This is a genomic window from Pseudomonas sp. GW822-FHT01E03 (assembly GCF_058802985.1).
Window position 1 is genome coordinate 21958 of the sequence record NZ_JBXAOQ010000012.1, and the last position, 24116, is coordinate 46073.

Annotated in this window: 21 protein-coding genes; 14 read left to right on the forward strand and 7 right to left on the reverse strand. The window is 61.1% G+C overall.

Translation table 11 applies throughout. From position 1 onward, the window contains the following. The first annotated feature begins 2 nt into the window (after positions 1-2). A complete protein-coding gene (gene garD / locus AC1RP7_RS22630; RefSeq protein ID WP_057716438.1) occupies positions 3-1556 on the forward strand; it encodes a galactarate dehydratase in 1554 nt (517 codons plus the stop codon). Between the two features lie 186 nt (positions 1557-1742). Beyond that, positions 1743-2684 (forward strand): AEC family transporter, encoded by a 942-nt coding sequence (locus AC1RP7_RS22635; protein ID WP_150812817.1) that lies wholly within the window; start codon positions 1743-1745, stop codon positions 2682-2684. Positions 2685-2840: 156 nt separating this feature from the next. On the opposite strand, the gene AC1RP7_RS22640 is transcribed toward AC1RP7_RS22635, so the two are convergent. From AC1RP7_RS22640 to gatC, 6 genes are all read right to left on the reverse strand, one after another. Continuing rightward, on the reverse strand, positions 2841-3221 hold the full coding sequence (locus AC1RP7_RS22640; protein ID WP_046040018.1) for a carboxymuconolactone decarboxylase family protein: 381 nt from the start codon (positions 3219-3221) through the stop codon (positions 2841-2843). Beyond that, on the reverse strand, positions 3218-4279 hold the full coding sequence (locus AC1RP7_RS22645) for a calcium/sodium antiporter (protein WP_090453073.1): 1062 nt from the start codon (positions 4277-4279) through the stop codon (positions 3218-3220). The genes AC1RP7_RS22640 and AC1RP7_RS22645 overlap by 4 nt, the downstream gene beginning before the upstream one ends. Before the next feature lie 50 nt (positions 4280-4329). Beyond that, complete coding sequence (locus tag AC1RP7_RS22650) at positions 4330-4704, reverse strand: septal ring lytic transglycosylase RlpA family protein (RefSeq protein ID WP_008051680.1); 375 nt, start codon at positions 4702-4704, stop codon at positions 4330-4332. A 164-nt stretch (positions 4705-4868) separates the two neighbouring features. Next, positions 4869-6314: an Asp-tRNA(Asn)/Glu-tRNA(Gln) amidotransferase subunit GatB gene (gene gatB, locus AC1RP7_RS22655; protein ID WP_090453075.1), complete on the reverse strand. Its 1446-nt coding sequence runs from the start codon at positions 6312-6314 to the stop codon at positions 4869-4871. Between the two features lie 10 nt (positions 6315-6324). Next, positions 6325-7776, reverse strand: coding sequence for an Asp-tRNA(Asn)/Glu-tRNA(Gln) amidotransferase subunit GatA (gene gatA / locus AC1RP7_RS22660; RefSeq protein WP_493182905.1), 1452 nt, complete (start codon positions 7774-7776; stop codon positions 6325-6327). A gap of 17 nt (positions 7777-7793) precedes the next feature. Further along, positions 7794-8081: an Asp-tRNA(Asn)/Glu-tRNA(Gln) amidotransferase subunit GatC gene (gene gatC / locus AC1RP7_RS22665; RefSeq protein ID WP_003221657.1), complete on the reverse strand. Its 288-nt coding sequence runs from the start codon at positions 8079-8081 to the stop codon at positions 7794-7796. Between the two features lie 211 nt (positions 8082-8292). Here gatC and mreB point away from each other — a divergent pair, with 211 nt between their 5' ends. From mreB to tldD, 8 genes are all read left to right on the forward strand, one after another. Then, a complete protein-coding gene (gene mreB, locus AC1RP7_RS22670) occupies positions 8293-9330 on the forward strand; it encodes a rod shape-determining protein MreB (protein WP_002555108.1) in 1038 nt (345 codons plus the stop codon). Positions 9331-9473: 143 nt separating this feature from the next. After that, entirely contained in the window at positions 9474-10610 is a 1137-nt protein-coding gene (mreC, locus tag AC1RP7_RS22675) for a rod shape-determining protein MreC (RefSeq protein WP_493182910.1), read from the forward strand. Next, complete coding sequence (mreD, locus tag AC1RP7_RS22680) at positions 10610-11101, forward strand: rod shape-determining protein MreD (protein WP_007970244.1); 492 nt, start codon at positions 10610-10612, stop codon at positions 11099-11101. The genes mreC and mreD overlap by 1 nt, the downstream gene beginning before the upstream one ends. Before the next feature lie 32 nt (positions 11102-11133). After that, the gene (locus AC1RP7_RS22685; protein WP_493182903.1) at positions 11134-11742 is read left to right on the forward strand and encodes a Maf family protein; all 609 of its coding nucleotides are present in this window, start codon (positions 11134-11136) and stop codon (positions 11740-11742) included. A 45-nt stretch (positions 11743-11787) separates the two neighbouring features. Then, positions 11788-13245, forward strand: coding sequence for a ribonuclease G (gene rng, locus AC1RP7_RS22690; protein WP_090453080.1), 1458 nt, complete (start codon positions 11788-11790; stop codon positions 13243-13245). A 75-nt stretch (positions 13246-13320) separates the two neighbouring features. Beyond that, a complete protein-coding gene (locus AC1RP7_RS22695) occupies positions 13321-17124 on the forward strand; it encodes a YhdP family protein (protein WP_493182901.1) in 3804 nt (1267 codons plus the stop codon). 183 nt (positions 17125-17307) lie between these two features. Beyond that, on the forward strand, positions 17308-18162 hold the full coding sequence (locus AC1RP7_RS22700) for a carbon-nitrogen hydrolase family protein (protein ID WP_493182900.1): 855 nt from the start codon (positions 17308-17310) through the stop codon (positions 18160-18162). 12 nt (positions 18163-18174) lie between these two features. Then, positions 18175-19617 carry a metalloprotease TldD gene (gene tldD, locus AC1RP7_RS22705; RefSeq protein WP_057716428.1) on the forward strand — a complete coding sequence of 481 codons (1443 nt, stop codon included), beginning with the start codon at positions 18175-18177 and terminating at the stop codon, positions 19615-19617. Between the two features lie 48 nt (positions 19618-19665). Here tldD and yjgA read toward each other — a convergent pair whose 3' ends face one another. Beyond that, positions 19666-20190 carry a ribosome biogenesis factor YjgA gene (gene yjgA, locus AC1RP7_RS22710; RefSeq protein ID WP_056728351.1) on the reverse strand — a complete coding sequence of 175 codons (525 nt, stop codon included), beginning with the start codon at positions 20188-20190 and terminating at the stop codon, positions 19666-19668. Between the two features lie 108 nt (positions 20191-20298). On the opposite strand from yjgA, the gene pmbA reads away from it, so the two are divergent. The 4 genes from pmbA to AC1RP7_RS22730 all read left to right on the forward strand — a co-directional run bounded on the left by pmbA (position 20299) and on the right by AC1RP7_RS22730 (position 24116). Continuing rightward, on the forward strand, positions 20299-21645 hold the full coding sequence (gene pmbA, locus AC1RP7_RS22715; protein WP_057716426.1) for a metalloprotease PmbA: 1347 nt from the start codon (positions 20299-20301) through the stop codon (positions 21643-21645). A gap of 250 nt (positions 21646-21895) precedes the next feature. Continuing rightward, complete coding sequence (locus AC1RP7_RS22720; protein WP_090453084.1) at positions 21896-22291, forward strand: FagA protein; 396 nt, start codon at positions 21896-21898, stop codon at positions 22289-22291. Beyond that, the gene (locus AC1RP7_RS22725) at positions 22284-23660 is read left to right on the forward strand and encodes a class II fumarate hydratase (RefSeq protein ID WP_218494921.1); all 1377 of its coding nucleotides are present in this window, start codon (positions 22284-22286) and stop codon (positions 23658-23660) included. The genes AC1RP7_RS22720 and AC1RP7_RS22725 overlap by 8 nt, the downstream gene beginning before the upstream one ends. A 27-nt stretch (positions 23661-23687) precedes the next feature. After that, positions 23688-24116 (forward strand): DUF2753 family protein, encoded by a 429-nt coding sequence (locus AC1RP7_RS22730; RefSeq protein WP_429520778.1) that lies wholly within the window; start codon positions 23688-23690, stop codon positions 24114-24116.

The window sequence follows — 24116 nt, forward strand, 5'->3', positions numbered from 1 at the left end:
TCATGCAGTTGATTGAACATTCCGACTCGCCGCGCTACATCCGCCTGCACGAGCGGGACAACGTAGTGATCGTGGTCAATGATCAGGGTGTACCGGCCGGCACCGAGTTTGCGGACGGTCTGGTTACCGTGGATTTCGTGCCGCAGAGCCACAAGGTCACCCTGGAAGACATTCCCGAAGGTGGCCAGGTGATTCGTTATGGCCAGGTCATTGGCTATGCCTTGCAGCCGATTCCCCGCGGCAGTTGGGTCAAGGAAGATCAACTGCGCATGCCGACCGCGCCACCGCTGGACAGCCTGCCGCTGTCCACCGACGTGCCGGCCGCGCAGGCACCGCTGGAGGGCTTCACTTTCGAGGGTTATCGCAACGCCGACGGCACCGTCGGCACGCGCAACATTCTCGGCATCACTACCACCGTGCAGTGCGTGACCGGAGTACTGGATCATGCGGTCAAGCGTATCAAGGACGAGTTGCTGCCCAAGTACCCGCACGTCGATGACGTGGTGGCGCTGACCCACAGCTACGGCTGTGGCGTGGCCATCACCGCCACCGACGCGTACATCCCGATCCGCACCGTTCGCAACCTGGCGCGCAACCCGAACCTGGGTGGCGAAGCCTTGGTGATCAGCCTGGGCTGCGAGAAACTGCAGGCCGGGCAAGTGATGCACGAGAACGACAGCTCGGTGGATTTGAGCGAGCCATGGCTGTACCGCTTGCAGGATTCCAGTCACGGCTTCACCGAGATGATTGAGCAGATCATGGAACTGGCCGAGACGCGCTTGAAGAAGCTCGATCAACGTCGCCGGGAAACCGTGCCGGCATCCGAGTTGATCCTGGGCATGCAATGCGGTGGCAGTGATGCGTTCTCCGGCATCACCGCCAACCCGGCGCTCGGCTATGCCTCGGACCTGCTGCTGCGCGCCGGTGCGACGGTGATGTTCTCCGAAGTCACCGAAGTGCGCGATGCAATTTATCTGCTGACCTCCCGCGCGGAAAATCAGGACGTCGCCCAGGAACTGGTGCGGGAAATGGACTGGTACGACCGCTACCTGGCCAAGGGCGAAGCGGATCGCAGTGCCAACACCACGCCGGGCAACAAGAAGGGCGGGTTGTCGAACATTGTCGAGAAATCCCTGGGATCGATCGTCAAGTCCGGCAGCAGCGCGATCAACGGCGTGCTTGGCCCTGGCGAGCGATTCAAGCGCAAAGGCCTGATCTTCTGCGCGACCCCGGCCAGCGACTTTGTCTGCGGGACCTTGCAGTTGGCGGCGGGGATGAACCTGCACGTGTTCACCACCGGTCGCGGCACGCCTTACGGGCTGGCCATGGCGCCGGTGGTGAAGGTATCGACCCGGACCGAACTGGCGCAACGCTGGCCGGACCTGATCGACATCGACGCCGGGCGTATTGCCACCGGCCGGGCTTCCATCGAAGATCTTGGCTGGGAGTTGTTCCACTACTATCTGGACGTGGCGAGCGGCAAGAAGCAGACGTGGGCCGAGCAGCACAAGCTGCATAACGACATCACCTTGTTTAACCCGGCGCCGATCACCTAAGACCGAGTCGCCTTCATCGCGAGCAAGCTCGCTCCCACAATGGATTTTCGCCGTGCACAGATTTTGTGTTCGGCACTGGAAAAATGTGGGAGCGAGCTTGCTCGCGATATCGGTCTAACAGACGCCAGGGGACTTGGTGGCTTATCATTAGCCCCCTAACGACGCCCACCCCAAGGTCCTCCCGGCATGCTGGCAATTTTCCTCGAAACCCTGAACATCACCGCGCCGGTGTTCGTCATGCTGTTTCTGGGTGTGCTGCTCAAACGCATCGACTGGATCAACGACAACTTCATCCACACCGCGTCGGCATTGGTGTTCAACGTCACCATGCCGGCGTTGCTGTTTTTGGGCATCCTGCATGCCGACCTGCACGCGGCGTTGCAGCCGGCGCTGCTGATCTATTTTTCCCTTGCGACCCTGGTGTGTTTTGCCATCGCCTGGGTTTGGGCGATCTGGAAGTGCCCGCGGGAAGATCGGGGGATCTACACCCAGGGTGCCTTTCGCGGTAACAACGGAGTCATCGGCCTGGCGCTGGCGGCAAGCATGTATGGCGACTACGGGATTTCCCTCGGGGCGATCCTCGCGGCGCTGGTGATCCTGTTCTACAACACGCTGTCGACCATCGTGCTGGCGGTGTACAGCCCGGTGATCAAGTCCGATCCGTGGAGCATCTGTAAAAGCGTGTTCAGCAATCCGCTGATCATCAGCGTGATTGCGGCTGCACCCTTCGCCTATTTCAAGATCGGCTTGCCCGGCTGGCTGGAAACCTCCGGCCAGTACCTGGCGCAAACCACGTTGCCGCTGGCGCTGATCTGCATCGGCGGCACGCTGTCGCTGGCGGCACTGCGCAAAAGCGGTTCGATGGCGTTCAGTTCGAGCCTGGTGAAAATGCTCGGTCTGCCGATCCTGGCGACACTCGGTGCGTGGCTCTGGGGCTTCCGTGGTGCGGAGCTGGGGATTCTGTTTTTGTACTTCGGCAGCCCGACGGCAGCGGCCAGTTTCGTCATGGCCCGGGCGGCGGATGGCAATCATGAACTGGCGGCGGCGATTATCGTGATCACCACGTTGATGGCGGCGGTGACCACCAATATCGGGATCTTTTTGTTGCAGTGGGGTGGGTGGATTTAGCTTCCGGATTGTCGCTGTGCTTTAGGGCCTCATCGCGAGCAAGCTCGCTCCCACAGGTTTCTTTGTTGCTGATCAAATTCTATTCACACCGAATACCCCTGTGGGAGCGAGCTTGCTCGCGATGGCGCCAGATCAGGCAGCCTGAATTTCTTTGATTCACTCTGGCTTCTGGTAACTGTCGATCACTTCCTGCGCCGCCCGAAACGCATCGATCGCCGCCGGCACACCGGCATACACCGCGCAATGCAGCAGCGCTTCGCGAATTTCATCCACAGTGCAGCCGTTGTTCAGCGCACCGCGCACGTGACCTTTCAACTCCTGCGGGCACTTGAGTGCGGTCAGGGCTGCGAGGGTAATCAGGCTGCGGGTTTTCAGCGGCAAGCCTTCGCGATTCCACACGCCGCCCCAGGCGTGTTCGTTGACGAAGTCTTGCAGCGGCTGGGTGAACTCGGTGGCGTTGCCCAGTGCGCGGTCGACGAAGGCGTCGCCCATCACTTGGCGGCGGACTTCAACGCCGGGTTTTTTATTCTCGGTCATGGGACTTCCTTCTTATGGTGTTGGCGACGCCAGGCGCGAAGTGACGTGAACAGCAAAAACGCTACCAGCGCTGGCAGGACGAATAACAGCATCAAGTGTTCCAGCTTGCCGGCCAGTGGCATGCCGGTGGTGAACGACACCACGTGCAGCCCATACGCCAGGTACAAACCCAGAAACAGCAGGCCTTCGGCGCGGGTCACCCGATAGCCGGAGTAGAACACCGGCAGGCACAGCGCCGCGATGCCGAGCATCACCGGCAGGTCGAAATCCAGGGCGTTGGGCGACACCGACAGCGGTGACGGTGCCACGAGCGCGGTAAAGCCGAGCACGCCCAGGAGGTTGAACAGGTTGCTGCCAATCACGTTGCCCACGGCAATATCGCGTTCGCCGCGTATAGCTGCGATCAACGAAGTGGCGAGCTCAGGCAGTGAGGTGCTGACGGCGACGATGGTCAGGCCGATGATCCGCTCCGACAGCCCAAGGTCGGTAGCGACCGCAACGGCTGCCCCCAGCAGCAAGTGTCCGGCGTACACCAGCATCGCCAGTCCGGCGACGATCATCAGCAGGCTGCTCAGCCATGACGCCTGGCCGTTGTGATCATGGCTCGATACCGGGCGTGCCGAGTGTCGCGACTGACGCAGTAACAAGCCCAGGTAAATCGCCAGCGCCGTCAGCAACATCACGCCGTCGGCCCGGGTCAGTTCTTCATTCCAGGCGAGTACGAACACCAACAGGCTGGCGCCGATCATCAACGGAATATCCAGGCGCACCAATTGTCGGGAAACCCGCAGCGGAATGATCAGTGCAGACAACCCGAGGGTGACGAGGATGTTGAAAATGCTGCTGCCGATCACACTGCCGACGGCGATGTCGGCATTGTGCGCCAGGGTCGCTTGCAGGCTGACCGCCATCTGCGGTGCGCTGCTGCCGAGGGCGACGATAGTCAGGCCGATGATCAGCGGTCGTATGTGCAACCGCGCGGCGATGCGTACGGCGGCGCGCACCATCAATTCCGCACCGACAATCAGCAGGAGCAATCCGCTGAGCAATTCGATCACGCTGATCAGGGGTAAATCGGCTAATCCGAAAATGGTCGGGGCTCCATCGGTCAGTCGTCGAGGGCTTGCACGCGAACCCGCGCGGTGCCGCTGCGCAGCATGCCCAGGCGCTCGGCGGCTTCCTTGGACAGGTCGATCAGGCGGCCCCGGGTGTGCGGCCCGCGATCATTGATGCGCACCACGCAGGATTTGTCGTTATTCAGATTGGTGACCTTCACCCGTGTACCGAAGGGTAGCTGGCGATGGGCGGCGGTCATGGAATTCATGTTGAAACGCTCGCCGTTGGCGGTGCGTTTGCCTTGGTGTTTGGCGCCGTAGTACGAAGCCACGCCGGTTTTGTCGTAGCCATGCGGATCGACGGTGTCGGTGCTGGCGCAACCGGCCAGGAGCGAAAGGAGGGCGCAAAGTCCAAGTAGACGCTTCATTTGAAAGCTTCCGAAAACAAATGTGGGAGCGAGCTTGCTCGCGATTGGCATTCTGACAGTCAACTTTGTGTTGAGTGCCGGACCGCTATCGCGAGCAAGTCGAATCGTCGCACCGTCGCTCCCACAGGGAATGGAGCCAGATTTTAGGGCTGGCTCCATTCTCATCAGCCTTCGAGCTTGCTTTTGAGCAGTTCGTTGACCTGTTGCGGGTTGGCCTTGCCTTTGGAGGCTTTCATGGCCTGACCGACGAAGAAGCCGAACATCTTGCCGCGCTTGGCTTCGTCTGCCGCGCGGTATTGTTCGACCTGCTCGGCGTTGGCCGCGAGCATTTCGTCCAGCACCGCCGAGATGGCGCCGGTGTCGGTCACTTGCTTGAGGCCGCGCTTGTCGATGATCTCGTCTGCGCTGCCTTCGCCGTTGGCCATCGCTTCAAACACCACCTTGGCGATCTTGCCGGAGATAGTGTTGTCCTTGATGCGCAGCAGCATGCCGCCCAGAAGCTCGGCGGAAACCGGCGACTCTTCGATGTCCAGACCTTGCTTGTTGAGCAGGCTGCCCAACTCGACCATCACCCAGTTCGCCGCCAGTTTGGCGTCGCCGCCGATGCTCGCGACTTTCTCGAAGTAATCGGCTTGCTCGCGGCTGGTGGCCAGCACGCTGGCGTCATAGACCGACAGACCGAATTGCTCCTGGAAGCGCTCGCGCTTTTGCGGTGGCAATTCCGGTAGGGTGGCGCGCACGTCGTCGAGGAAGGAGTTCTCTATGACCACTGGCAACAGGTCAGGATCGGGGAAGTAACGGTAGTCGTTGGCTTCCTCTTTGCTGCGCATTGGACGGGTCTCGTCCTTGTTCGGGTCGTACAGGCGGGTCTGCTGGATCACCTTGCCGCCGTCTTCGATCAATTCGATCTGACGCTGGATTTCGCTGTTGATCGCCTTCTCGATGAAGCGGAACGAGTTGACGTTCTTGATCTCGCAGCGGGTGCCGAACTCGGCCTGGCCTTTCGGGCGGATCGAAACGTTGCAGTCGCAACGCAGCGAACCTTCAGCCATGTTGCCGTCGCAAATCCCTAAGTAACGCACCAGGGCGTGGATCGCCTTGACGTAGGCCACGGCTTCCTTGGCACTGCGCATGTCCGGCTCGGAAACGATTTCCAGCAGCGGCGTGCCGGCACGGTTCAGGTCGATGCCGGTGGCGCCGCTGAATTCTTCGTGCAGGCTCTTGCCGGCGTCTTCTTCCAGGTGCGCACGGGTGATGCCTACGCGTTTGACCGTGCCGTCCTCGAGGGCGATGTCCAGGTGGCCCTTGCCGACGATCGGCAGCTCCATCTGGCTGATCTGGTAGCCCTTGGGCAAATCCGGGTAGAAGTAGTTTTTACGGGCGAACACGTTGTGCTGGCCGATCTCGGCGTCAATCGCCAGACCGAACATCACCGCCATGCGTACCGCTTCCTGGTTCAGCACCGGCAATACGCCCGGCATGCCCAGGTCTACCAGGCTGGCCTGGGTGTTCGGCTCGGAACCGAAGGTGGTGGAACTACCGGAAAAGATTTTCGACCGGGTGGTGAGCTGGGTATGAATCTCCAGCCCGATCACGACTTCCCATTGCATGTGTGTCTCCTCAGAAGCCGGTTGGGGTGCGGGTGTGCCAGTCAGTGTTCAACTGATACTGGTGGGCAACGTTCAACAGGCGACCTTCCTGGAAATACGGAGCGAGCAATTGCACGCCGACCGGCAGGCCGTCGACAAAACCGGCCGGCATCGACAGGCCGGGCAGGCCTGCGAGGTTGGCGGTGATGGTGTAGACGTCTTCCAGGTACGCAGCGACCGGGTCGCTGTTCTTGGCGCCAAGCTTCCAGGCCGGGTTCGGCGTGGTTGGGCCGAGGATGATGTCGACCTCATTGAAAGCGGCCATGAAGTCGTTCTTGATCAAGCGACGAATCTTCTGCGCCTTCAGGTAGTAGGCGTCGTAGTAACCGGCGGACAGGGCGTAGGCACCGACCATGATCCGGCGCTGCACTTCTGTCCCGAAACCTTCGCCACGGGAGCGCTTGTACAGGTCTTCCAGGTTTTTCGGGTCTGCGCAACGGAAGCCGAAACGTACGCCGTCGAAGCGCGACAGGTTGGAGGACGCTTCCGCCGGGGCGATCACGTAGTACGCAGGAATCGCGTGCTGCATGTTCGGCAGGCTGATTTCCTTGACCACGGCGCCGAGTTTTTTCAGCGCTTCGACGCTGGCCATGACCAGGTCGGCAATGCGCGGGTCGAGACCGGCGCTGAAGTACTCTTTCGGCACACCGATACGCAGGCCTTGCAGCGAACCGTTGAGGCTGGCGCTGTAGTCCGGCACGGGTTCGTCGATGCTGGTGGAGTCATTCGGATCAAAGCCAGCCATACCTTGCAACAAAATTGCGCAGTCTTCGGCCGTGCGCGCCAACGGGCCGCCCTGATCGAGGCTGGAGGCGTAAGCGATCATGCCCCAGCGCGATACGCGACCGTACGTCGGTTTCAGGCCGGTGAGGTTGGTCAATGCTGCTGGCTGGCGGATCGAGCCGCCGGTGTCGGTGCCGGTAGCCGCAGGCAGCAGACGAGCGGCAACCGCCGCCGCCGAACCGCCGGACGAACCACCCGGAACGTGTTCCAGGTTCCACGGGTTTTTCACCGCGCCGTAGTAGCTCGACTCGTTGGCCGAACCCATGGCGAATTCGTCCATGTTGGTCTTGCCCAGGGTCACGGCGCCGGCAGCGGCCAGCTTGGCGACGACGGTGGCGTCGTACGGGGCCTTGAAGTTGTCGAGCATCTTCGAGCCGCAGCTGGTGCGAATGCCCTGGGTGCAGAACAGGTCCTTGTGGGCGATCGGCGCGCCGAGCAGGGCGCCGCTCTCACCATTGGCCCGGCGGGCGTCAGCGGCTTTCGCCTGCGTCAGCGCCAGGTCTTCGGTGAGGCTGATGAAACTGTTGAGCTGCGGATCGAGCTGGGCGATGCGCGCCAGCAGGACCTTGGTCAGCTCTTCGGAGGAAAACTTTTTATCGGCGAGTCCGCGGGCGATCTCGGCCAGAGTCAATTGATGCATTGCAGGCTCTTTCCCTATTAGTCGATGACTTTCGGAACCAGGTACAGGCCGTTTTCGACCGCTGGTGCGATGGACTGGTAGGCCTCGCGGTGATTGGTCTCGGTCACGACGTCTGCGCGCAGGCGCTGGCTGGCTTCCAGTGGGTGGGCCAGCGGTTCGATACCATCGGTATCGACCGCCTGCATTTCGTCGACCAGCCCGAGAATGCTGTTAAGGGCCGAAGTGATGTGTGGAAGATCGGCATCATTGAGGCCAAGGCAGGCCAGATGAGCGATTTTTTCCACGTCGGAGCGTTCAAGCGCCATTGGGATTCTCCAGTGGAAAACAAAACGGACGGCGTCCGTGTGTTAGATTGTCGGAACACTACCGCACTTCTACGGTCATAAGGCCGCGATTGTGGGGCTTGGTGCACAGAAAAGCGGCCAATTTAACATATTGGCGCCTTGCCCAAAATCCCTGTCGTTGTTAGAGTTTGCCGCACTTTTTTACCCACGCGTTGCCTAGGGTCCCTTTCCCATGTTCAAGAAACTGCGTGGCATGTTTTCCAGCGATCTTTCCATTGACCTGGGCACTGCCAACACCCTTATTTACGTGCGCGAGCGCGGTATCGTCCTGAATGAGCCCTCCGTTGTGGCCATTCGGACACACGGTAACCAGAAAAGTGTCGTTGCTGTCGGCACCGAAGCCAAGCGCATGCTGGGCCGTACGCCGGGCAACATTGCTGCCATTCGTCCGATGAAAGACGGCGTGATCGCCGACTTCAGCGTGTGCGAAAAAATGCTGCAGTACTTCATCAACAAGGTTCACGAAAACAGCTTCCTGCAGCCTAGCCCACGCGTGTTGATCTGCGTTCCATGCAAATCCACCCAGGTTGAGCGTCGTGCCATCCGTGAATCGGCCCTTGGCGCCGGTGCCCGTGAAGTGTTCCTGATCGAAGAGCCAATGGCCGCTGCGATCGGTGCCGGCCTGCCGGTTGAAGAAGCTCGCGGTTCGATGGTCGTGGATATCGGTGGCGGTACCACTGAAATCGCGCTGATCTCCCTGAACGGTGTGGTTTACGCCGAATCCGTACGTGTGGGCGGCGACCGCTTCGACGAAGCGATCATCACCTACGTGCGTCGCAACTACGGCAGCCTGATCGGTGAATCCACCGCCGAGCGCATCAAGCAGGAAATCGGTACCGCGTATCCGGGCGGCGAAGTTCGCGAAGTCGACGTTCGCGGCCGTAACCTGGCCGAAGGCGTTCCACGCGCATTCACCCTGAACTCCAACGAAGTGCTGGAAGCTCTGCAAGAGTCCCTGGCAACCATCGTTCAGGCCGTGAAAAGCGCCCTGGAGCAATCGCCTCCGGAGCTGGCTTCCGATATCGCCGAACGTGGCCTGGTACTGACCGGTGGTGGCGCCTTGCTGCGTGACCTGGACAAATTGCTGGCCCAGGAAACCGGTCTGCCGGTGATCGTTGCCGAAGACCCGCTGACCTGCGTTGCTCGCGGCGGTGGCCGTGCATTGGAAATGATGGATAAACACACCATGGACCTGCTTTCCAGCGAATAAGTCGCCGGATTGCCTCTATGCTGTTGAGCGCGCAGGCGGCACTTTGCAGTGCTGCCTGTTCGCGTTTATCTTCTGTCAGTCTGCATCCAGGCCGGATTGCTGCCGTATGAATAAACAGAACATTTGCCTGGGAGGAGCGGCTTATTAAACCGCTTTTCACCAAGGGCCCTTCACTTGGCGTGCGCCTGTTGGTGCTGGTCGTGCTATCGGTCGCGCTGATGGTGGTCGATGCCCGTTTCAGTCTGCTCAAGCCTGCACGCAGCCAGATGTCGCTGGTGCTGATGGACGCCTACTGGATCACCGACCTGCCCGGACGACTGTGGGAAGGCGTTGCCAGTCAGTTTGGCAGCCGGACCGAACTCGTCGCCGAAAACGAAAAACTCAAGACCGAGAACCTGCTGTTGCAGGGGCGCATGCAGAAGCTTGCCGCCCTGACCGAGCAGAACGTTCGGCTGCGCGAGTTGCTCAACTCTTCGGCCCTGGTCAACGAGAAGGTCGAAGTGGCCGAGTTGATCGGCATGGACCCCAACCCCTTCACCCATCGCATCATCATCAATAAAGGTGAGCGCGATGGCGTGGTCCTCGGTCAGCCGGTACTCGATGCCCGTGGCCTGATGGGGCAGGTGGTCGAGTTGATGCCCTACACCTCCCGCGTCTTGCTGCTGACCGATACCACCCACAGCATTCCGGTGCAGGTGAACCGTAACGGTTTGCGGGCGATTGCCAGCGGCACCGGCAACCCGGAACGTCTCGAGTTGCGGCATGTGGCCGATACCGCCGACATCAAGGAGGGCGACCTGCTGGTCAGCTCCGGCCTCGGTCAGCGTTTCCCGGCGGGTTATCCGGTGGCGACGGTCAAGGAAGTGATTCACGATTCCGGCCAACCGTTTGCCATTGTCCGCGCCGTTCCGACCGCCGCCTTGAACCGTAGCCGTTACCTGTTGCTGGTGTTCAGCGACAACCGGACTGCCGAAGAGCGCGTCAACGCTGCCGCCCAGGCCCAGGAAAGCCTGGATGCGCAGGGCGGTGGGCCGATCATTCCGTCGACGGTTCCGAAACCGGTCAGCCCCGCGGTCCCCGCTGCACCGGCCGCCGCACTGGCGATTCCTGCGACGGCGGCACCTGCGGTCACCGCGCCAGCCAAGCCAACCACCACGCCAGCCAAGCCTGCGGCCTCGCATCCTGCGGCGGCTAAACCGCCGGCGGCGCAACCCGCTGCCGCGAAGCCTGCCGCCAAACCGCCAGTGTCCGCGCCGGCCACTCCAGTGGGGAGAGAATAATGGGCGGTGTGAAAGCATCCCGAAACGGCTGGATAGTCTGGCTGACGTTCGCCGTCGGTCTGCTGTTGAGCGTTTCGCCTCTGCCGCAATTCATGGAAATCCTGCGCCCGCTGTGGCTGGCGTTGTTGCTGGCATTCTGGGCGTTGAACCTGCCGCAGACCGTCGGGATGGTGACGGCGTTTTGCCTGGGGCTGGCTGAAGACGTGCTCTACGGTACCTTGCTGGGTCAGAATGCCTTGATCCTGACGCTCATCACCTATCTGGTGCTGGCGCTGCAGCAACGCCTGCGGATGTTCCCGATGTGGCAGCAGAGCCTGGTGATCCTGGTGATCTTCGGCCTCGCCCAGCTAGTACAGCTGTGGCTCAGTGCCTTGACCGGCAATCGTCAGCCGACGTTGGCGCTGGTGCTGCCGGCACTGGTCAGTGCGCTGCTCTGGCCCTGGATCAGTTTCGGTTTGCGCGGACTGCGTCGACGCTACAAAATCAATTAATTCGCTCAGGCATTGGACAGGGAGAGGTCTTGATGAAACGGTTGTACCTCGCCTCTGGTTCGCCGCGTCGACGTGAATTGCTCACGCAGATCGGCGTTGCGTTCTGCGCCGTCAATGCGGACATCGATGAAACTCCATTAGCTCAAGAATCCCCATCGGCCTACGTCGAGCGTCTGGCACGCGGCAAGGCCGAGGCCGGGCGCGTCGTCGTCGTGTCTGACGAACCATTCTGCGTGCTCGGTGCCGATACCGCCGTGGTGCTCGATGGAAAAATTCTCGGCAAACCGGTTGATCAAGCGGATGCGTGCGCCATGCTGACGATGCTGTCAGGGTGTGAACATGAAGTCCTGACCGCGATTGCCGTGCTCGATGGCGGACGTTGCGAATCCCGGGTTGTCACCAGCCGGGTGCGTTTTCGAGATATCAGTCGTGAGGAAGCCGCAGCCTACTGGGCCAGCGGCGAACCACGGGACAAGGCGGGCGGTTATGGCATTCAAGGACTGGGTGCGGTGTTTGTCGCCGGGCTCGATGGAAGTTATTCAGCGGTGGTCGGACTACCGCTTTGCGAAACCGCGGAACTGCTCGGCCATTTCGGCATACCCTGTTGGCAACCCCGGAACGCACACCAAGCAACGTTCTGAACAGATGCGGCCATTATCGTGAACATGCCTGAACGAGACCCTGCCATGAGTGAAGAGATTCTGATCAACATCACGCCGATGGAGTCGCGCGTGGCGGTGGTCGAAAACGGTGTCCTGCAAGAGGTCCACGTCGAGCGTACGCAAAAGCGCGGGATCGTCGGCAACATCTATAAAGGCAAAGTCGTGCGGGTATTGCCTGGAATGCAGGCGGCATTCGTCGATATCGGCCTGGACCGTGCCGCGTTCATTCATGCGTCGGAAATTTCCGTGCGAGAAGGCCCGGCGGTCGAGAGCATCAGTGCACTGGTGCACGAGGGCCAGAGCCTGGTGGTGCAGGTGACCAAGGATCCGATCGGTTCCAAAGGCGCACGCCTGACCACCCAGCTTTCGATTCCTTCACGTTATCTGGTGTACATGCCGCGCACGGCCCATGTCGGTATTTCTCTGAAGATCGAAGACGAAGCCGAGCGCGAACGCCTCAAACAGGTGGTCACTGATTGCGTGGCCAAGGAAGGTATCAAGGAAGCTGGCGGTTTCATCCTGCGCACGGCAGCCGAAGGCGCCGGCGCGGATGAAATCCTCATGGACATCCGTTATCTGCGCCGTCTCTGGGATCAGATCAACGCCCAGATCAAAACCATCAGTGCGCCTAGCGTAATCTACGAAGACCTTGGCCTGGCGCTGCGCACCCTGCGTGACCTGGTGAGCCCGAAAATCGAGAAGATCCGCATCGACTCCCGGGAAACCTTTCAGAAAACCACGCAATTCGTCGCTGAACTGATGCCCGAGATTGCTGACCGCCTGGAGCATTACCCGGGCGAGCGGCCGATTTTCGACCTGTATGGCGTCGAAGACGAAATCCAGAAGGCACTCGAACGCAAGGTCCCGCTCAAGTCCGGCGGTTATCTGGTGGTCGATCCGGCGGAAGCCATGAGCACCATCGACGTCAATACCGGGGCGTTCGTCGGCCATCGCAATCTCGAAGAGACCATCTTCAAGACCAACCTCGAAGCCGCGACGGCCATCGCCCGTCAATTGCGCCTGCGTAATCTGGGCGGAATCATCATCATCGACTTCATCGACATGGAAGATGAAGAGCACCAGCGCCAGGTGTTGCGCACGCTCGAAAAGCAACTGGAGCGCGATCACGCCAAGACCAACATCATCGGTATCACCGAGTTGGGCCTGGTGCAGATGACCCGCAAGCGCACTCGCGAAAGCCTTGAACAGGTGTTGTGCGAGCCGTGCAATGCCTGTCAGGGACGGGGCAAGCTCAAGACCCCGGAAACCGTTTGCTACGAAATCTTCCGTGAAATCCTACGCGAGGCTCGCGCCTATCAGGCGGAAGGCTATCGTGTATTGGCAAACCAGAAAGTGGTGGACCGCCTGCTCGACGAAGAGTCGGGCAACGTTGCCGAACTGGAAGGGTTTATCGGGCGCACCATCCGCTTCCAGGTCGAAACCATGTATTCCCAGGAACAATACGACGTGGTGCTGCTCTGAAGCGTTTTGTTTTGATTGTTCGAGAATGGCTGGCCTCAGCTTTTTGCAAAACTTTTGCCATGGGAGCCACCTGACATGGACCGTCTGACACGCATATTGGCCGCACTGACCCGCTGGGGTCTGGGCCTGTGCGCGTTGGTTTTGGTGTTGATGGCGCTCTACGTCAGCCTTGGCCGGGAGCTGACGCCGCTAGTCGCCGAGTACCGCGCCGACATCGAAACCAAAGCCAGCGATGCCTTGGGCATGCCGTTGCAGATCGGCGAGCTCGAAGGCAACTGGAGTGGATTCGCCCCTATATTGATGGCCCGCGACGTGACGGTCGGCGACGGCGCCAATGCCTTGCACCTGGATCAGGTGCGCGCGGTGCCGGACCTTTGGGCCAGCTTGTTGGCCCGCCAGGTACGCATCGCTCATCTGGAGTTCAGCGGCCTCAAGATCAACCTCAGGCAAGGTGAGGGCGGTCAGTGGGCTCTGGAAGGTTTGCCGATGCGCCAGGACCAGCCCACCGATCCGGAGCAACTGCTCAATCAGATGCAGATGATCCAGCAACTGTCGGTGCTCGACAGCCAGGTGACCTTGCAGCCGTTTGGCGAATCGCCGCTGACCTTGACTTATGTCGGCCTGAATCTGAAAACCGGGGCGTCGCGGCAGCGGCTCGACGCACGGCTGACCCTGCCGGACGGGCAACCGGTGGCCATGAGCCTGCGTACCCGTATTCGAGCCAGTCAATGGAAGGACGGTGAAGCCGAGGTCTACCTGAGCCTGCCGCAAAGCGACTGGTCGAAGTGGTTGCCTGAACGTCTGACCCAACAGTGGAATTTTTCCGAGATCAAGGCCGGCGGCGAGCTGTGGGTGACTTGGGGCAAAGGCGCCTTGCAAAGCGCTGCGGTGCGCGTGAACGCGCCACAACTCAAGGGTGCCTACGCCGAGCGCAAGCCGATCCAGATCAATAACTTGGCGCTCAATGGTTACTTCCAGCGCAGTGCCAAAGGTGCGTCAGTGACTCTGGACTCCCTGGCGATGAACTTCGGCGAGACCCGCTGGGAAACGCATCTGCAGCTCACGCAAAACGCCGCCACTGATAAAACCGAAGAACTCTGGCACCTGCAAGCCGACCGGGTTGATCTCACGCCGCTGACCCCGCTGCTCAACGCCCTGGCGCCGTTACCAGAGGGTTTTGCCACGGTCGTCGAGCGGCTCAAGGTCACGGGTGGCCTGCGTAACGTGCTGGTCGACTTCCGCCCCAATGCCACCGACGACAGCAAGTTCGGGTTTGCCGCCAACCTCGACCAGGTGGGCTTCGACGCCTATCACGGTGCGCCGGCGGCGCGAAATGTCAGCGGCAGCATCAGCGGTGACCTGGGGCACGGCGAACTGCGCATGGACAGCAAGGATTTCATGCTGCACCTGGACCCGATTTTCGCCAAGCCATGGCAGTACATTCAGGCCAATGCGCGGCTGACCTGGAAACTCGATAAAGAAGGTTTCACCCTGATCGCGCCGTATCTGAAAGTGCTGGGCGAGGAAGGCAAGATCGCCGGCGACTTCCTGATTCGCCTGTATTTCGATCACACCCGGGAAGACTACATGGACCTGCGGGTCGGCCTGGTGGACGGTGACGGTCGCTACACCGCCAAGTACTTGCCGACGGTCCTCAGTCCGGCGCTGGACGAATGGCTGCGCACGGCGATTCTCAAGGGCGCGGTGGATCAAGGCTTCTTCCAGTATCAAGGGTCGCTCAGCCCCGGTGCCGCGGATGTCGATCGCAGCATCAGCCTGTACTTCAAGGTTCACGATGCCGAACTGGCCTTCCAGCCGGGCTGGCCCCATGTCAGCAAGGTCAGCGGCGATGTGTTTGTCGAAGACAGCGGCGTACGGATTCTGGCCAGCACGGGCCAGTTGCTCGACACCCAGGTCAACGATATCTACGTCGACATTCCCCATGTGCCGGCCGGACAGAACGTTCATTTGTTCCTCGATGGCGGATTTGCGGGCGGTTTGGGCGATGGCCTGAAAATCCTCCAGGAAGCACCGATCGGCACCGGAGCAACCTTTGCCGGCTGGGAAGGCGAGGGTGACCTGCAAGGCAAGTTGAAGCTCGATATTCCCCTGGCAAAAGGCGAGGAACCGAAGATCCTCGTCGATTTCAAGACCGCCAAGGCGCGCTTGAAACTGGCCGAACCTGCGCTGGAACTGACCCAACTCAAAGGTGATTTCCGTTTCGACAGCGGCAAAGGCCTGACCGGGCAGAACATCAGCGCCCGGGCGTTCGACAAACCGGTCACCGCACAGATATTTGCCGATGGCAGCCCGGGCAAGCACAGTACCCGGGTGGCCGCGTCAGGGCAGGTCGAGGTCAAGAAACTGACTGACTGGCTGAAGGTCACCCAGCCTCTGCCGGTGAGCGGTGTGATCCCGTATCAACTGCAACTGACCCTGGACGGCGCCGACAGCCAGTTGATGGTCAATTCCAGCCTCAAGGGCGTGGCCGTCGATTTGCCTGCACCGTTCGGCATAACCTCCGAGGCCGGGCGCGACACCACGTTCCGCATGACCTTGCAGGGCGACGAGCGGCGTTATTGGGTCAACTACGGGGACTTGGCGAGTTTCACGTTCGCGGCCCCGGCCAGTAGTTTCGCCGACGGTCGCGGGGAGTTGTTCCTCGGTGGCGGCGAGTCCGTCTTGCCTGGCACCAAAGGCTTGCGGATACGGGGCGTGCTGTCGGAGCTGGACGTTGGCCCGTGGAAGGATCTGGTGGACAGATACGCCGGACAAGACCCCGGCGGCAGCGCCAGGCAACTGCTCAGCGGCGCGGATTTCAAGGTGGGCAAACTCAGCGGTATCGGCACCACCCTCGATCAGGCCTCGATCCAGCTGGCGCGCAAGCCTTCCGCCTGGGCGCTACAACTGGACAGCCAGCAGATCAATGGCAGCGCCAGCCTTCCCGATGCGAAAGCCACGCCGATCACGATCAATCTGCAAACTGTGCGCCTGCCCGCACCGGACCCGACCGTGCTGGCCGATGAAAATTCGCCGGATCCGCTGGCGTCGGTGGACCCGACAAAAATCCCCGCGATGGACATCACCATCAATCAGCTATTCCAGGGGCAGGATCTGGTGGGGGGCTGGTCGCTGAAAATTCGTCCGACGCCCAAGGGCATAGAGTTCAACTCCCTGGACCTGGGCCTCAAGGGCATGCTGTTGGTGGGCAGCGGTGGTTGGGAAGGCGTGCCTGGCGCCAGCAACAGCTGGTACAAGGGTCGTATCAGCGGCAAGAACCTCGCCGATGTGCTCAAGGGCTGGGGGTTTGCGCCGAGCGTCACCAGCCAGGACTTCTATATGGATGTCGATGGCCGCTGGCCCGGCTCACCGGCCTGGGTGGCGACCAAGCGTTTCTCCGGCACGCTTGATGCGACCCTCAATCAGGGTCAGTTCGTCGAGGTTGAGGGCAGTGCCCAGGCGCTGCGGGTATTTGGCTTGCTCAACTTCAACTCCATCGGCCGGCGCCTGCGCCTGGATTTCTCCGACCTGTTCGGCAAAGGCCTGAGTTATGACCGGGTCAAGGGGCTGCTGGTCGGGACCAATGGTGTGTATGTCACCCGTAAGCCGATCCAGCTGACGGGCCCGTCGAGCACCATTGAACTCGACGGCACCCTGAACATGGTGGCCGATCAGATCGATGCGAAACTGATGGTGACCTTGCCGGTGACCAATAACCTGCCGATTGCCGCATTGATCGTCGGTGCACCCGCGGTCGGCGGGGCGCTGTTCCTGATCGACAAGCTGATCGGAGACCGGGTCGCCCGTTTCGCCAGTGTGAAGTACACCGTCAAAGGGCCTTGGAAAGAACCGAAGATTGCCTTCGACAAGGCTTTTTGAAACGCCATCCTTCGGGCCTATGGAGTAGCATGGCCATTGCGGCTCGCCCCTTGTAGGAGCGAGCCCGCTCGCGATGGACGTGAACGATGACGCAGGCTGTCTGAAAAAACGCGTCGCATTCAAACTCATCGCGAGCAAGCTCGCTCCTACAAGGTCTGTGTTGGTTTCAATAAGGAAAAGGCCATGTCTCTAGCGGTGATTCAAATGGTCAGCCAGAGCGATGTGCTGGCCAATCTGGCCCAGGCCCGTCGGCTGCTCGAGCAAGCGGCCGCCGGTGGCGCGAAGCTCGCGGTATTGCCGGAGAACTTCGCCGCCATGGGCCGGCGCGACATTGCCGACATCGGACGCGCCGAAGCACTGGACGAAGGCCCGATCCTGCCCTGGTTGAAACAGACCGCACGCGACCTCAAGTTATGGATTGTGGCTGGCACGTTGCCGTTGCCGCCGGTGGATCAACCGGCGGCCAAGGTGCATGCCTGTTCGTTGCTGGTCGATGACCAGGGTGAAACGGTGGCGCGCTACGACAAGCTGCACCTGTTCGACGTCGACGTGGCCGACAATCGCGGCCGTTATCGTGAATCCGATGACTATGCTTATGGCAGTGGGGTCGTGGTGGCGGACACACCGGTTGGGCGGGTTGGCCTGACGGTCTGTTACGACTTGCGCTTCCCGGAGCTGTACAGCGAATTGCGCGCGGCCGGCGCGGAACTGATTACCGCCCCTTCGGCTTTCACGGCGGTGACCGGCGCGGCGCATTGGGATGTACTGATTCGCGCACGGGCCATCGAGACACAATGTTATGTGCTCGCGGCTGCCCAGGGTGGGACGCATCCGGGGCCGCGGGAAACTTTCGGTCATGCTGCCATCATCGACCCGTGGGGGCGTGTGCTGGCACAACAGGATCAAGGCGAGGCCGTGCTGCTGGCCGAACGCGACAGCAGCGAACAGGCGTCCATCCGGGCGCGGATGCCGGTGTCCAGTCACCGGCGCTTTTTCTCGCAGGGCGCCCAGCGACCTGCATCAGAACGACGAATTTAAGGCGTAAAGCATATGAGCGAGTTGTTGTCCTCAGTCAGTGAACACCTGCTGGCGCCCGGTGGCGTCACGATCGAGAGCCTGCAAGGCGTGCTAGGCGACCTGGCCGGGCCGGGCATCGATGCGGCCGACCTGTATTTCCAGGGGCAGATCTCCGAGTCCTGGGCGCTGGAAGACGGCATCGTCAAGGAAGGCAGCTTCAACCTTGACCAAGGTGTGGGCGTGCGCGCGCAATCGGGTGAAAAAACCGGTTTTGCCTACAGCAATGCCATCACCCTGGAAGCCCTTGGCGCGGCGGCGCGGGCCGCCCGTTCGATTTCCCGCGCTGGCCAGAATGGCACTGTGCAGGCATTCACCAGCCAGGATGTCGCGCAGTTGTATGCGCCGGACAATCCCCTGGAAGTGCTGACCCGTGCCGAGAAAGTCGATTTGCTCAAGCGAATCGATGCCGCGACCCGCGCCCTCGACCCTCGCATCCAGCAAGTCACCGTGAGCATGGCCGGTGTCTGGGAACGGATTCTGGTGGCTTCCACCGACGGCGGTCTGGCGGCGGATGTACGGCCGCTGGTGCGCTTCAACGTCAGTGTGATCGTCGAGCAGAACGGTCGCCGCGAGCGCGGGGGGCATGGCGGTGGCGGTCGGACCGATTACCGTTATTTCCTCGGCGAAGACCGCGCCATGGGCTATGCCCGTGAAGCGTTGCGCCAGGCGCTGGTCAACCTCGAAGCCATTCCGGCACCGGCCGGTACCTTGCCGGTGGTGCTCGGTTCCGGCTGGTCGGGCGTGTTGCTGCACGAAGCGGTCGGTCATGGTCTGGAAGGCGACTTCAACCGCAAGGGCAGTTCGGCCTACAGCGGTCGCATGGGCGAGATGGTTGCGTCGAAGCTGTGCACCATTGTCGATGACGGCACCCTGGCCGGTCGCCGTGGCTCGTTGAGTGTCGACGACGAAGGCACGCCGACCGAGTGCACCACGCTGATCGAAAACGGCGTACTCAAAGGCTACATGCAGGACAAGCTCAACGCCCGCCTGATGGGCGTGGCACGCACCGGTAACGGCCGTCGCGAATCCTACGCGCACCTGCCGATGCCGCGCATGACCAACACCTACATGCTCGCCGGCGAAAGCGACCCGGCGGAAATCATCGCTTCGGTGAAGCGCGGCATTTACTGCGCCAACCTGGGTGGCGGTCAGGTGGACATCACCAGCGGCAAGTTCGTGTTCTCCACCAGCGAGGCGTACCTGATCGAGGACGGCAAGATTACCGCTCCGGTCAAGGGCGCGACCCTGATCGGCAACGGGCCGGAAGCCATGAGCAAGGTGTCGATGGTCGGTAATGATCTGTCGCTGGACAGCGGCGTGGGTACGTGTGGCAAGGATGGGCAGTCGGTGCCAGTGGGTGTCGGCCAGCCAACGCTGAAGATTGATGCGATCACCGTGGGTGGCACGGGGTCGTAAGAAGTGAGGCTGCGGGTGAGCTGCGAGGCAGCTCACCCGCTTCGAGAATTAACGCAGACCGCGTTGAGTCTCGTCCAGCTCACGGATGTACTTGAAGATTTTACGGCTGGAAGCAGGAGGTTTGTTTTGCGCAACCTCATGCTGGGCCTGACGGATCAGGGATCGCAATTGCTGGCGGTCCGCGTCCGGGTAGTCGACGACGAATTTTTCCAGTACGGCATCGTCGCCGGCAATCAGACGATCGCGCCAGCGTTCCAGGTTATGGAAGCGTTCGTTGTATTGACGGGTGGAGGCATCGAGTTGATCGAGCAGAACCAGAATGGCGGCAGTGTCCTGATCGCGCATCAGTTTGCCGATGAACTGAAGGTGCCGTTTTCGCGCGATGTTCGCGGTGTGCTTGGGCGCATCGGCCAGAGCCCGACGCATTCCGTCGGTCAAGGGCAGTTTTGCCAGCAAGTCAGGCTTGAGTGTTGTAAGGCGCTCGCCAAGGTCAACCAGAGCATGCAGCTCGCGTTTGACCTGGGATTTGCTTTTTTCTCCCGTATCGAGGGAGTCGTCGTAAGAATCAACCATGGTGGCCGTCCGCAAAGAAACGCCGCCATGATAACCAGTCGGGGGCCGCTTGTCCGGCCCGGTCGCTCGATGACCGTTACCGAAAGCAGAATTTGAGTGGAGAACAGCATGAGTGCAGTTGAAAGCGTCGGCCCACAAGCGTTGCCGGCACTGCAGGAACAAGTCGAGCAGATCATCGCTGAAGCCAAGCGCCAGGGGGCCAGCGCCTGTGAAGTGGCGGTGTCGCTGGAGCAGGGGTTGTCGACTTCGGTGCGCCAGCGTGAAGTCGAAACCGTTGAGTTCAACCGCGACCAGGGGTTTGGCATCACCTTGTACGTGGGGCAGCGCAAAGGCTCGGCCAGCACCTCGGCCAGCGGTCCTGATGCGATTCGCGAAACCGTCGCCGCTGCACTGGCCATCGCCAAACACACTTCGGAAGACGAAGCCTCGGGCCTTGCGGATGCCGCGCTGATGGCGCGCGATATTCCGGATTTCGACCTGTTCCACCAATGGGACATCACTCCGGAACAAGCCATCGAACAGGCCCTGGCCTGCGAAGCCGCGGCGTTTGCCGCCGACAGCCGGATCAAGAACGCCGACGGCACCACCCTCAGTACCCATCAGGGCTGCCGCGTTTATGGCAATAGCCACGGCTTTATCGGCGGGTACGCATCGACTCGGCACAGCCTGAGCTGCGTGATGATCGCCGAGGCCGATGGCCAGATGCAGCGCGATTACTGGTACGACGTGAACCGCCAGGGCAATCTGCTCGCCGACCCGGTGAGCATCGGTCAGCGCGCTGCGCAACGGGCGGCGAGTCGTCTGGGCGCGCGTCCGGTGCCGACTTGCGAGGTGCCGGTGCTGTTTTCCGCAGAGTTGGCTGGGGGGCTGTTCGGCAGTTTCCTGTCGGCGATTTCCGGCGGCAGCCTTTATCGCAAGTCGTCCTTCCTCGAGGGCACCCTTGGGCAGAAGCTGTTTCCGGAGTGGCTGACCATCGACGAACGTCCGCATCTGATGCGTGCCATGGGCAGCGCAGCGTTCGACGGTGATGGTTTGGCAACCTACGCCAAACCGTTCGTCGAAAAGGGCGAGTTGGTGTCTTACATCCTTGGCACCTATTCCGGCCGCAAGCTCGGTATGCCGAGCACGGCCAACGCCGGCGGCGTGCACAACCTGTTCGTCACCCATGGCGACGAAGACCAGGCGGCGTTGCTGCGGCGCATGGGGCGTGGCTTGCTGGTGACTGAATTGATGGGGCAGGGCCTCAACATGGTCACCGGCGATTACTCCCGTGGTGCAGCGGGTTACTGGGTCGAGAACGGTGAAATCCAGTTCGCGGTCCAGGAAGTGACCATCGCCGGCAACATGCGCGACATGTTCAAGCAGATCGTTGCCGTGGGTAATGATCTGGAACTGCGCAGTAACATTCGCACCGGCTCGGTGCTGATCGAGCGGATGACGGTGGCAGGCAGCTAAGCCACGGCCGCTTCACCAAAAGGCGCGCCACCCATTGGGTGGCGCGCCTTTTTTGTTGGCTACAACTCAGATCCCCTGTGGGAGCGAGCTTGCTCGCGATAGCAGCGTGTCAGACGAAATCAATGTTGAAAGTGATGACGCCTTCGCGAGCAGGCTCGCTCCCACAATGGAGCTGCTGTGTCGGCACGGTCTTGTTTTGGTTATCATTATCATATAATAATAAATCTCACTATCGAATGAGCCCCGGATCATGAGTTCTGCCTTGCACGAGCAGCCTTATCTCGAAAGCTGGCGCTGGATGAGTCGCCAGATCCGTTGCGCGATGAACCCCGACGAGCCTCGCCTGATCGACCACTACCTGGCCGAAGGCCGGTACCTGGCGTGTTGCACGGCCACCTCGCCGTGGACCGTCGCCGAAACTTCCTTCCGATTGTTGCTCGATACGGCCGCCGATGTCGCGCTGCCGTGGCACTGGCGCACTTACTGTCTCGACCAGGCCTGGCGCCCACTGCGCGAACTGGAACGCCTCTCGTTGTGCAAATGCCGCCTCAAGCGCTGGCAGAGCTACACCTGGCAACTCGCTACCTGTGAGTTGCAGCCCTCGATTCCTCTCATAGAACTGATGCAAGGATCTCCCGATGAGTAATACCCGTATCGAACGCGACAGTATGGGCGAGCTTCAGGTCCCGGAGGACGCCCTCTACGGCGCACAGACCCAGCGTGCGGTGGATAACTTCCCGATCAGCGGCAAACCGATGCCGGTTCAGTTCATCCGCGCGTTGATCCTGGCCAAGGCAGCGGCCGCCCGCGCCAACGTCGAACTCAAGCAGATCGGCGAAGCCCAGGGCAAAGCCATCGTCGACGCAGCCCAAGGCTTGCTCGAAGGCGATTTCATGCAGCACTTCCCGGTGGATGTGTTCCAGACCGGTTCCGGTACCAGCTCGAACATGAACGCCAACGAAGTGATCGCCACGCTGGCCAGCCGCTTGCTGGGCGAGGCGGTGAACCCCAACGATCACGTCAACTGCGGGCAGAGCAGCAACGACATCATCCCAACCACCATTCACGTCAGCGCAGCACTGGCGCTCCATGAACAACTGCTGCCGGCGCTGACACATCTGGTGCAGGTCATCGAGCGCAAGGCCGAGCAGGTTCATCACCACGTCAAAACCGGGCGTACGCACCTGATGGACGCCATGCCGGTGCGCATGAGCCAGGTGCTCAACGGTTGGGCGCAGCAGCTCAAGGCCAACATCGGCCATCTGCAGGGCTTGCAGCCAAGCCTGCAATCCCTGGCTCAAGGCGGCACGGCGGTGGGCACGGGTGTCAACGCTCACCCCGAGTTCGCGGCGCGTTTCAGCCAGCAGCTAAGCAAATTGACCCGGGTTGAGTTCCAGCCAGGCAAGGACCTGTTCGCGCTGATCGGCTCCCAGGACACTGCCGTTGCCGTCTCCGGACAGCTAAAGGCCACCGCCGTGTCGCTGATGAAAATCGCCAACGATCTGCGCTGGATGAACTCCGGCCCGCTGGCCGGCCTTGGCGAGATCGAACTGCAAGCCTTGCAGCCGGGTTCTTCGATCATGCCGGGCAAGGTCAACCCGGTCATTCCAGAGGCCACCGCGATGGTCGCGGCTCAGGTCATCGGCAACGACAGTGTTATCACCATCGCCGGTCAGTCGGGCAATTTCGAACTGAACGTGATGCTGCCGATCATCGCCCAGAACCTGCTGAGCAGTATCGAGTTGCTGGCCAATTCCAGTCGTCTGCTGGCAGACAAGGCCATCGCCAGCTTCAAGGTCAACGAGGGCCGGATCAAGGAAGCACTGTCACGCAACCCGATTCTGGTTACCGCGCTCAACCCGATCATCGGTTACCAGAAGGCTGCCGAGATTGCCAAGAAGGCCTATCAGCAAGGTCGGCCGGTGATTGACGTCGCGCTGGAACACACCGACCTGACGCGCAGCCAACTGGAAGAATTGCTCAACCCGGAAAAACTCACTGCGGGCGGCGTCTAAGCCCCGTTACCGCTTTGGAGGCGCACCATGGAGCACTGGAAACGCACGATCGAAAGAGCCAATCGCTTTTTCATGCTGGGTGAACTGGTCGATGCCCGCGAGGCGTACCTGCAGGCATTGGCTCTGGCCCAGGTGCTGTTCGAGCGCTGGGCGGATGCCGACGAAGCGGTAGCGGCCTGCGTGATTTCCCATCACAACCTGGCGGACCTGCACTTGCGTCTGAATCAGCCGGAGGAGAGCGCCGAATACTTGTGTGCCATCCACCAACGGCTCTTGCAGACCATGCAGGACCCACGGCTACCTCAAACATTGCGAGAAGCCGCGTTGCGCCAGAGCAGCAAGACCTACGTCGAGCTGCTGAATTTCATCAGTGAGCACGGCGAGTATCCGCGTACCCATCGGCTGCTGCACATCGATGCCGCTTCGCCTGCGCCTCATCATCAAGGAGTCCATTGA

Bases quoted from the DNA above. Each gene is read 5' to 3' on its own strand.
- garD (WP_057716438.1), top strand. From the start codon at position 3: ATGCAGTTGATTGAACATTCCGACTCGCCGCGCTACATCCGCCTGCAC.
- AC1RP7_RS22635 (WP_150812817.1), top strand. From the start codon at position 1,743: ATGCTGGCAATTTTCCTCGAAACCCTGAACATCACCGCGCCGGTGTTC.
- AC1RP7_RS22640 (WP_046040018.1), bottom strand. From the start codon at position 3,221: ATGACCGAGAATAAAAAACCCGGCGTTGAAGTCCGCCGCCAAGTGATG.
- AC1RP7_RS22650 (WP_008051680.1), bottom strand. From the start codon at position 4,704: ATGAAGCGTCTACTTGGACTTTGCGCCCTCCTTTCGCTCCTGGCCGGT.
- gatB (WP_090453075.1), bottom strand. From the start codon at position 6,314: ATGCAATGGGAAGTCGTGATCGGGCTGGAGATTCATACCCAGCTCACC.
- gatA (WP_493182905.1), bottom strand. From the start codon at position 7,776: ATGCATCAATTGACTCTGGCCGAGATCGCCCGCGGACTCGCCGATAAA.
- gatC (WP_003221657.1), bottom strand. From the start codon at position 8,081: ATGGCGCTTGAACGCTCCGACGTGGAAAAAATCGCTCATCTGGCCTGC.
- mreB (WP_002555108.1), top strand. From the start codon at position 8,293: ATGTTCAAGAAACTGCGTGGCATGTTTTCCAGCGATCTTTCCATTGAC.
- mreD (WP_007970244.1), top strand. From the start codon at position 10,610: ATGGGCGGTGTGAAAGCATCCCGAAACGGCTGGATAGTCTGGCTGACG.
- AC1RP7_RS22685 (WP_493182903.1), top strand. From the start codon at position 11,134: ATGAAACGGTTGTACCTCGCCTCTGGTTCGCCGCGTCGACGTGAATTG.
- rng (WP_090453080.1), top strand. From the start codon at position 11,788: ATGAGTGAAGAGATTCTGATCAACATCACGCCGATGGAGTCGCGCGTG.
- AC1RP7_RS22695 (WP_493182901.1), top strand. From the start codon at position 13,321: ATGGACCGTCTGACACGCATATTGGCCGCACTGACCCGCTGGGGTCTG.
- AC1RP7_RS22700 (WP_493182900.1), top strand. From the start codon at position 17,308: ATGTCTCTAGCGGTGATTCAAATGGTCAGCCAGAGCGATGTGCTGGCC.
- tldD (WP_057716428.1), top strand. From the start codon at position 18,175: ATGAGCGAGTTGTTGTCCTCAGTCAGTGAACACCTGCTGGCGCCCGGT.
- yjgA (WP_056728351.1), bottom strand. From the start codon at position 20,190: ATGGTTGATTCTTACGACGACTCCCTCGATACGGGAGAAAAAAGCAAA.
- pmbA (WP_057716426.1), top strand. From the start codon at position 20,299: ATGAGTGCAGTTGAAAGCGTCGGCCCACAAGCGTTGCCGGCACTGCAG.
- AC1RP7_RS22720 (WP_090453084.1), top strand. From the start codon at position 21,896: ATGAGTTCTGCCTTGCACGAGCAGCCTTATCTCGAAAGCTGGCGCTGG.
- AC1RP7_RS22725 (WP_218494921.1), top strand. From the start codon at position 22,284: ATGAGTAATACCCGTATCGAACGCGACAGTATGGGCGAGCTTCAGGTC.
- AC1RP7_RS22730 (WP_429520778.1), top strand. From the start codon at position 23,688: ATGGAGCACTGGAAACGCACGATCGAAAGAGCCAATCGCTTTTTCATG.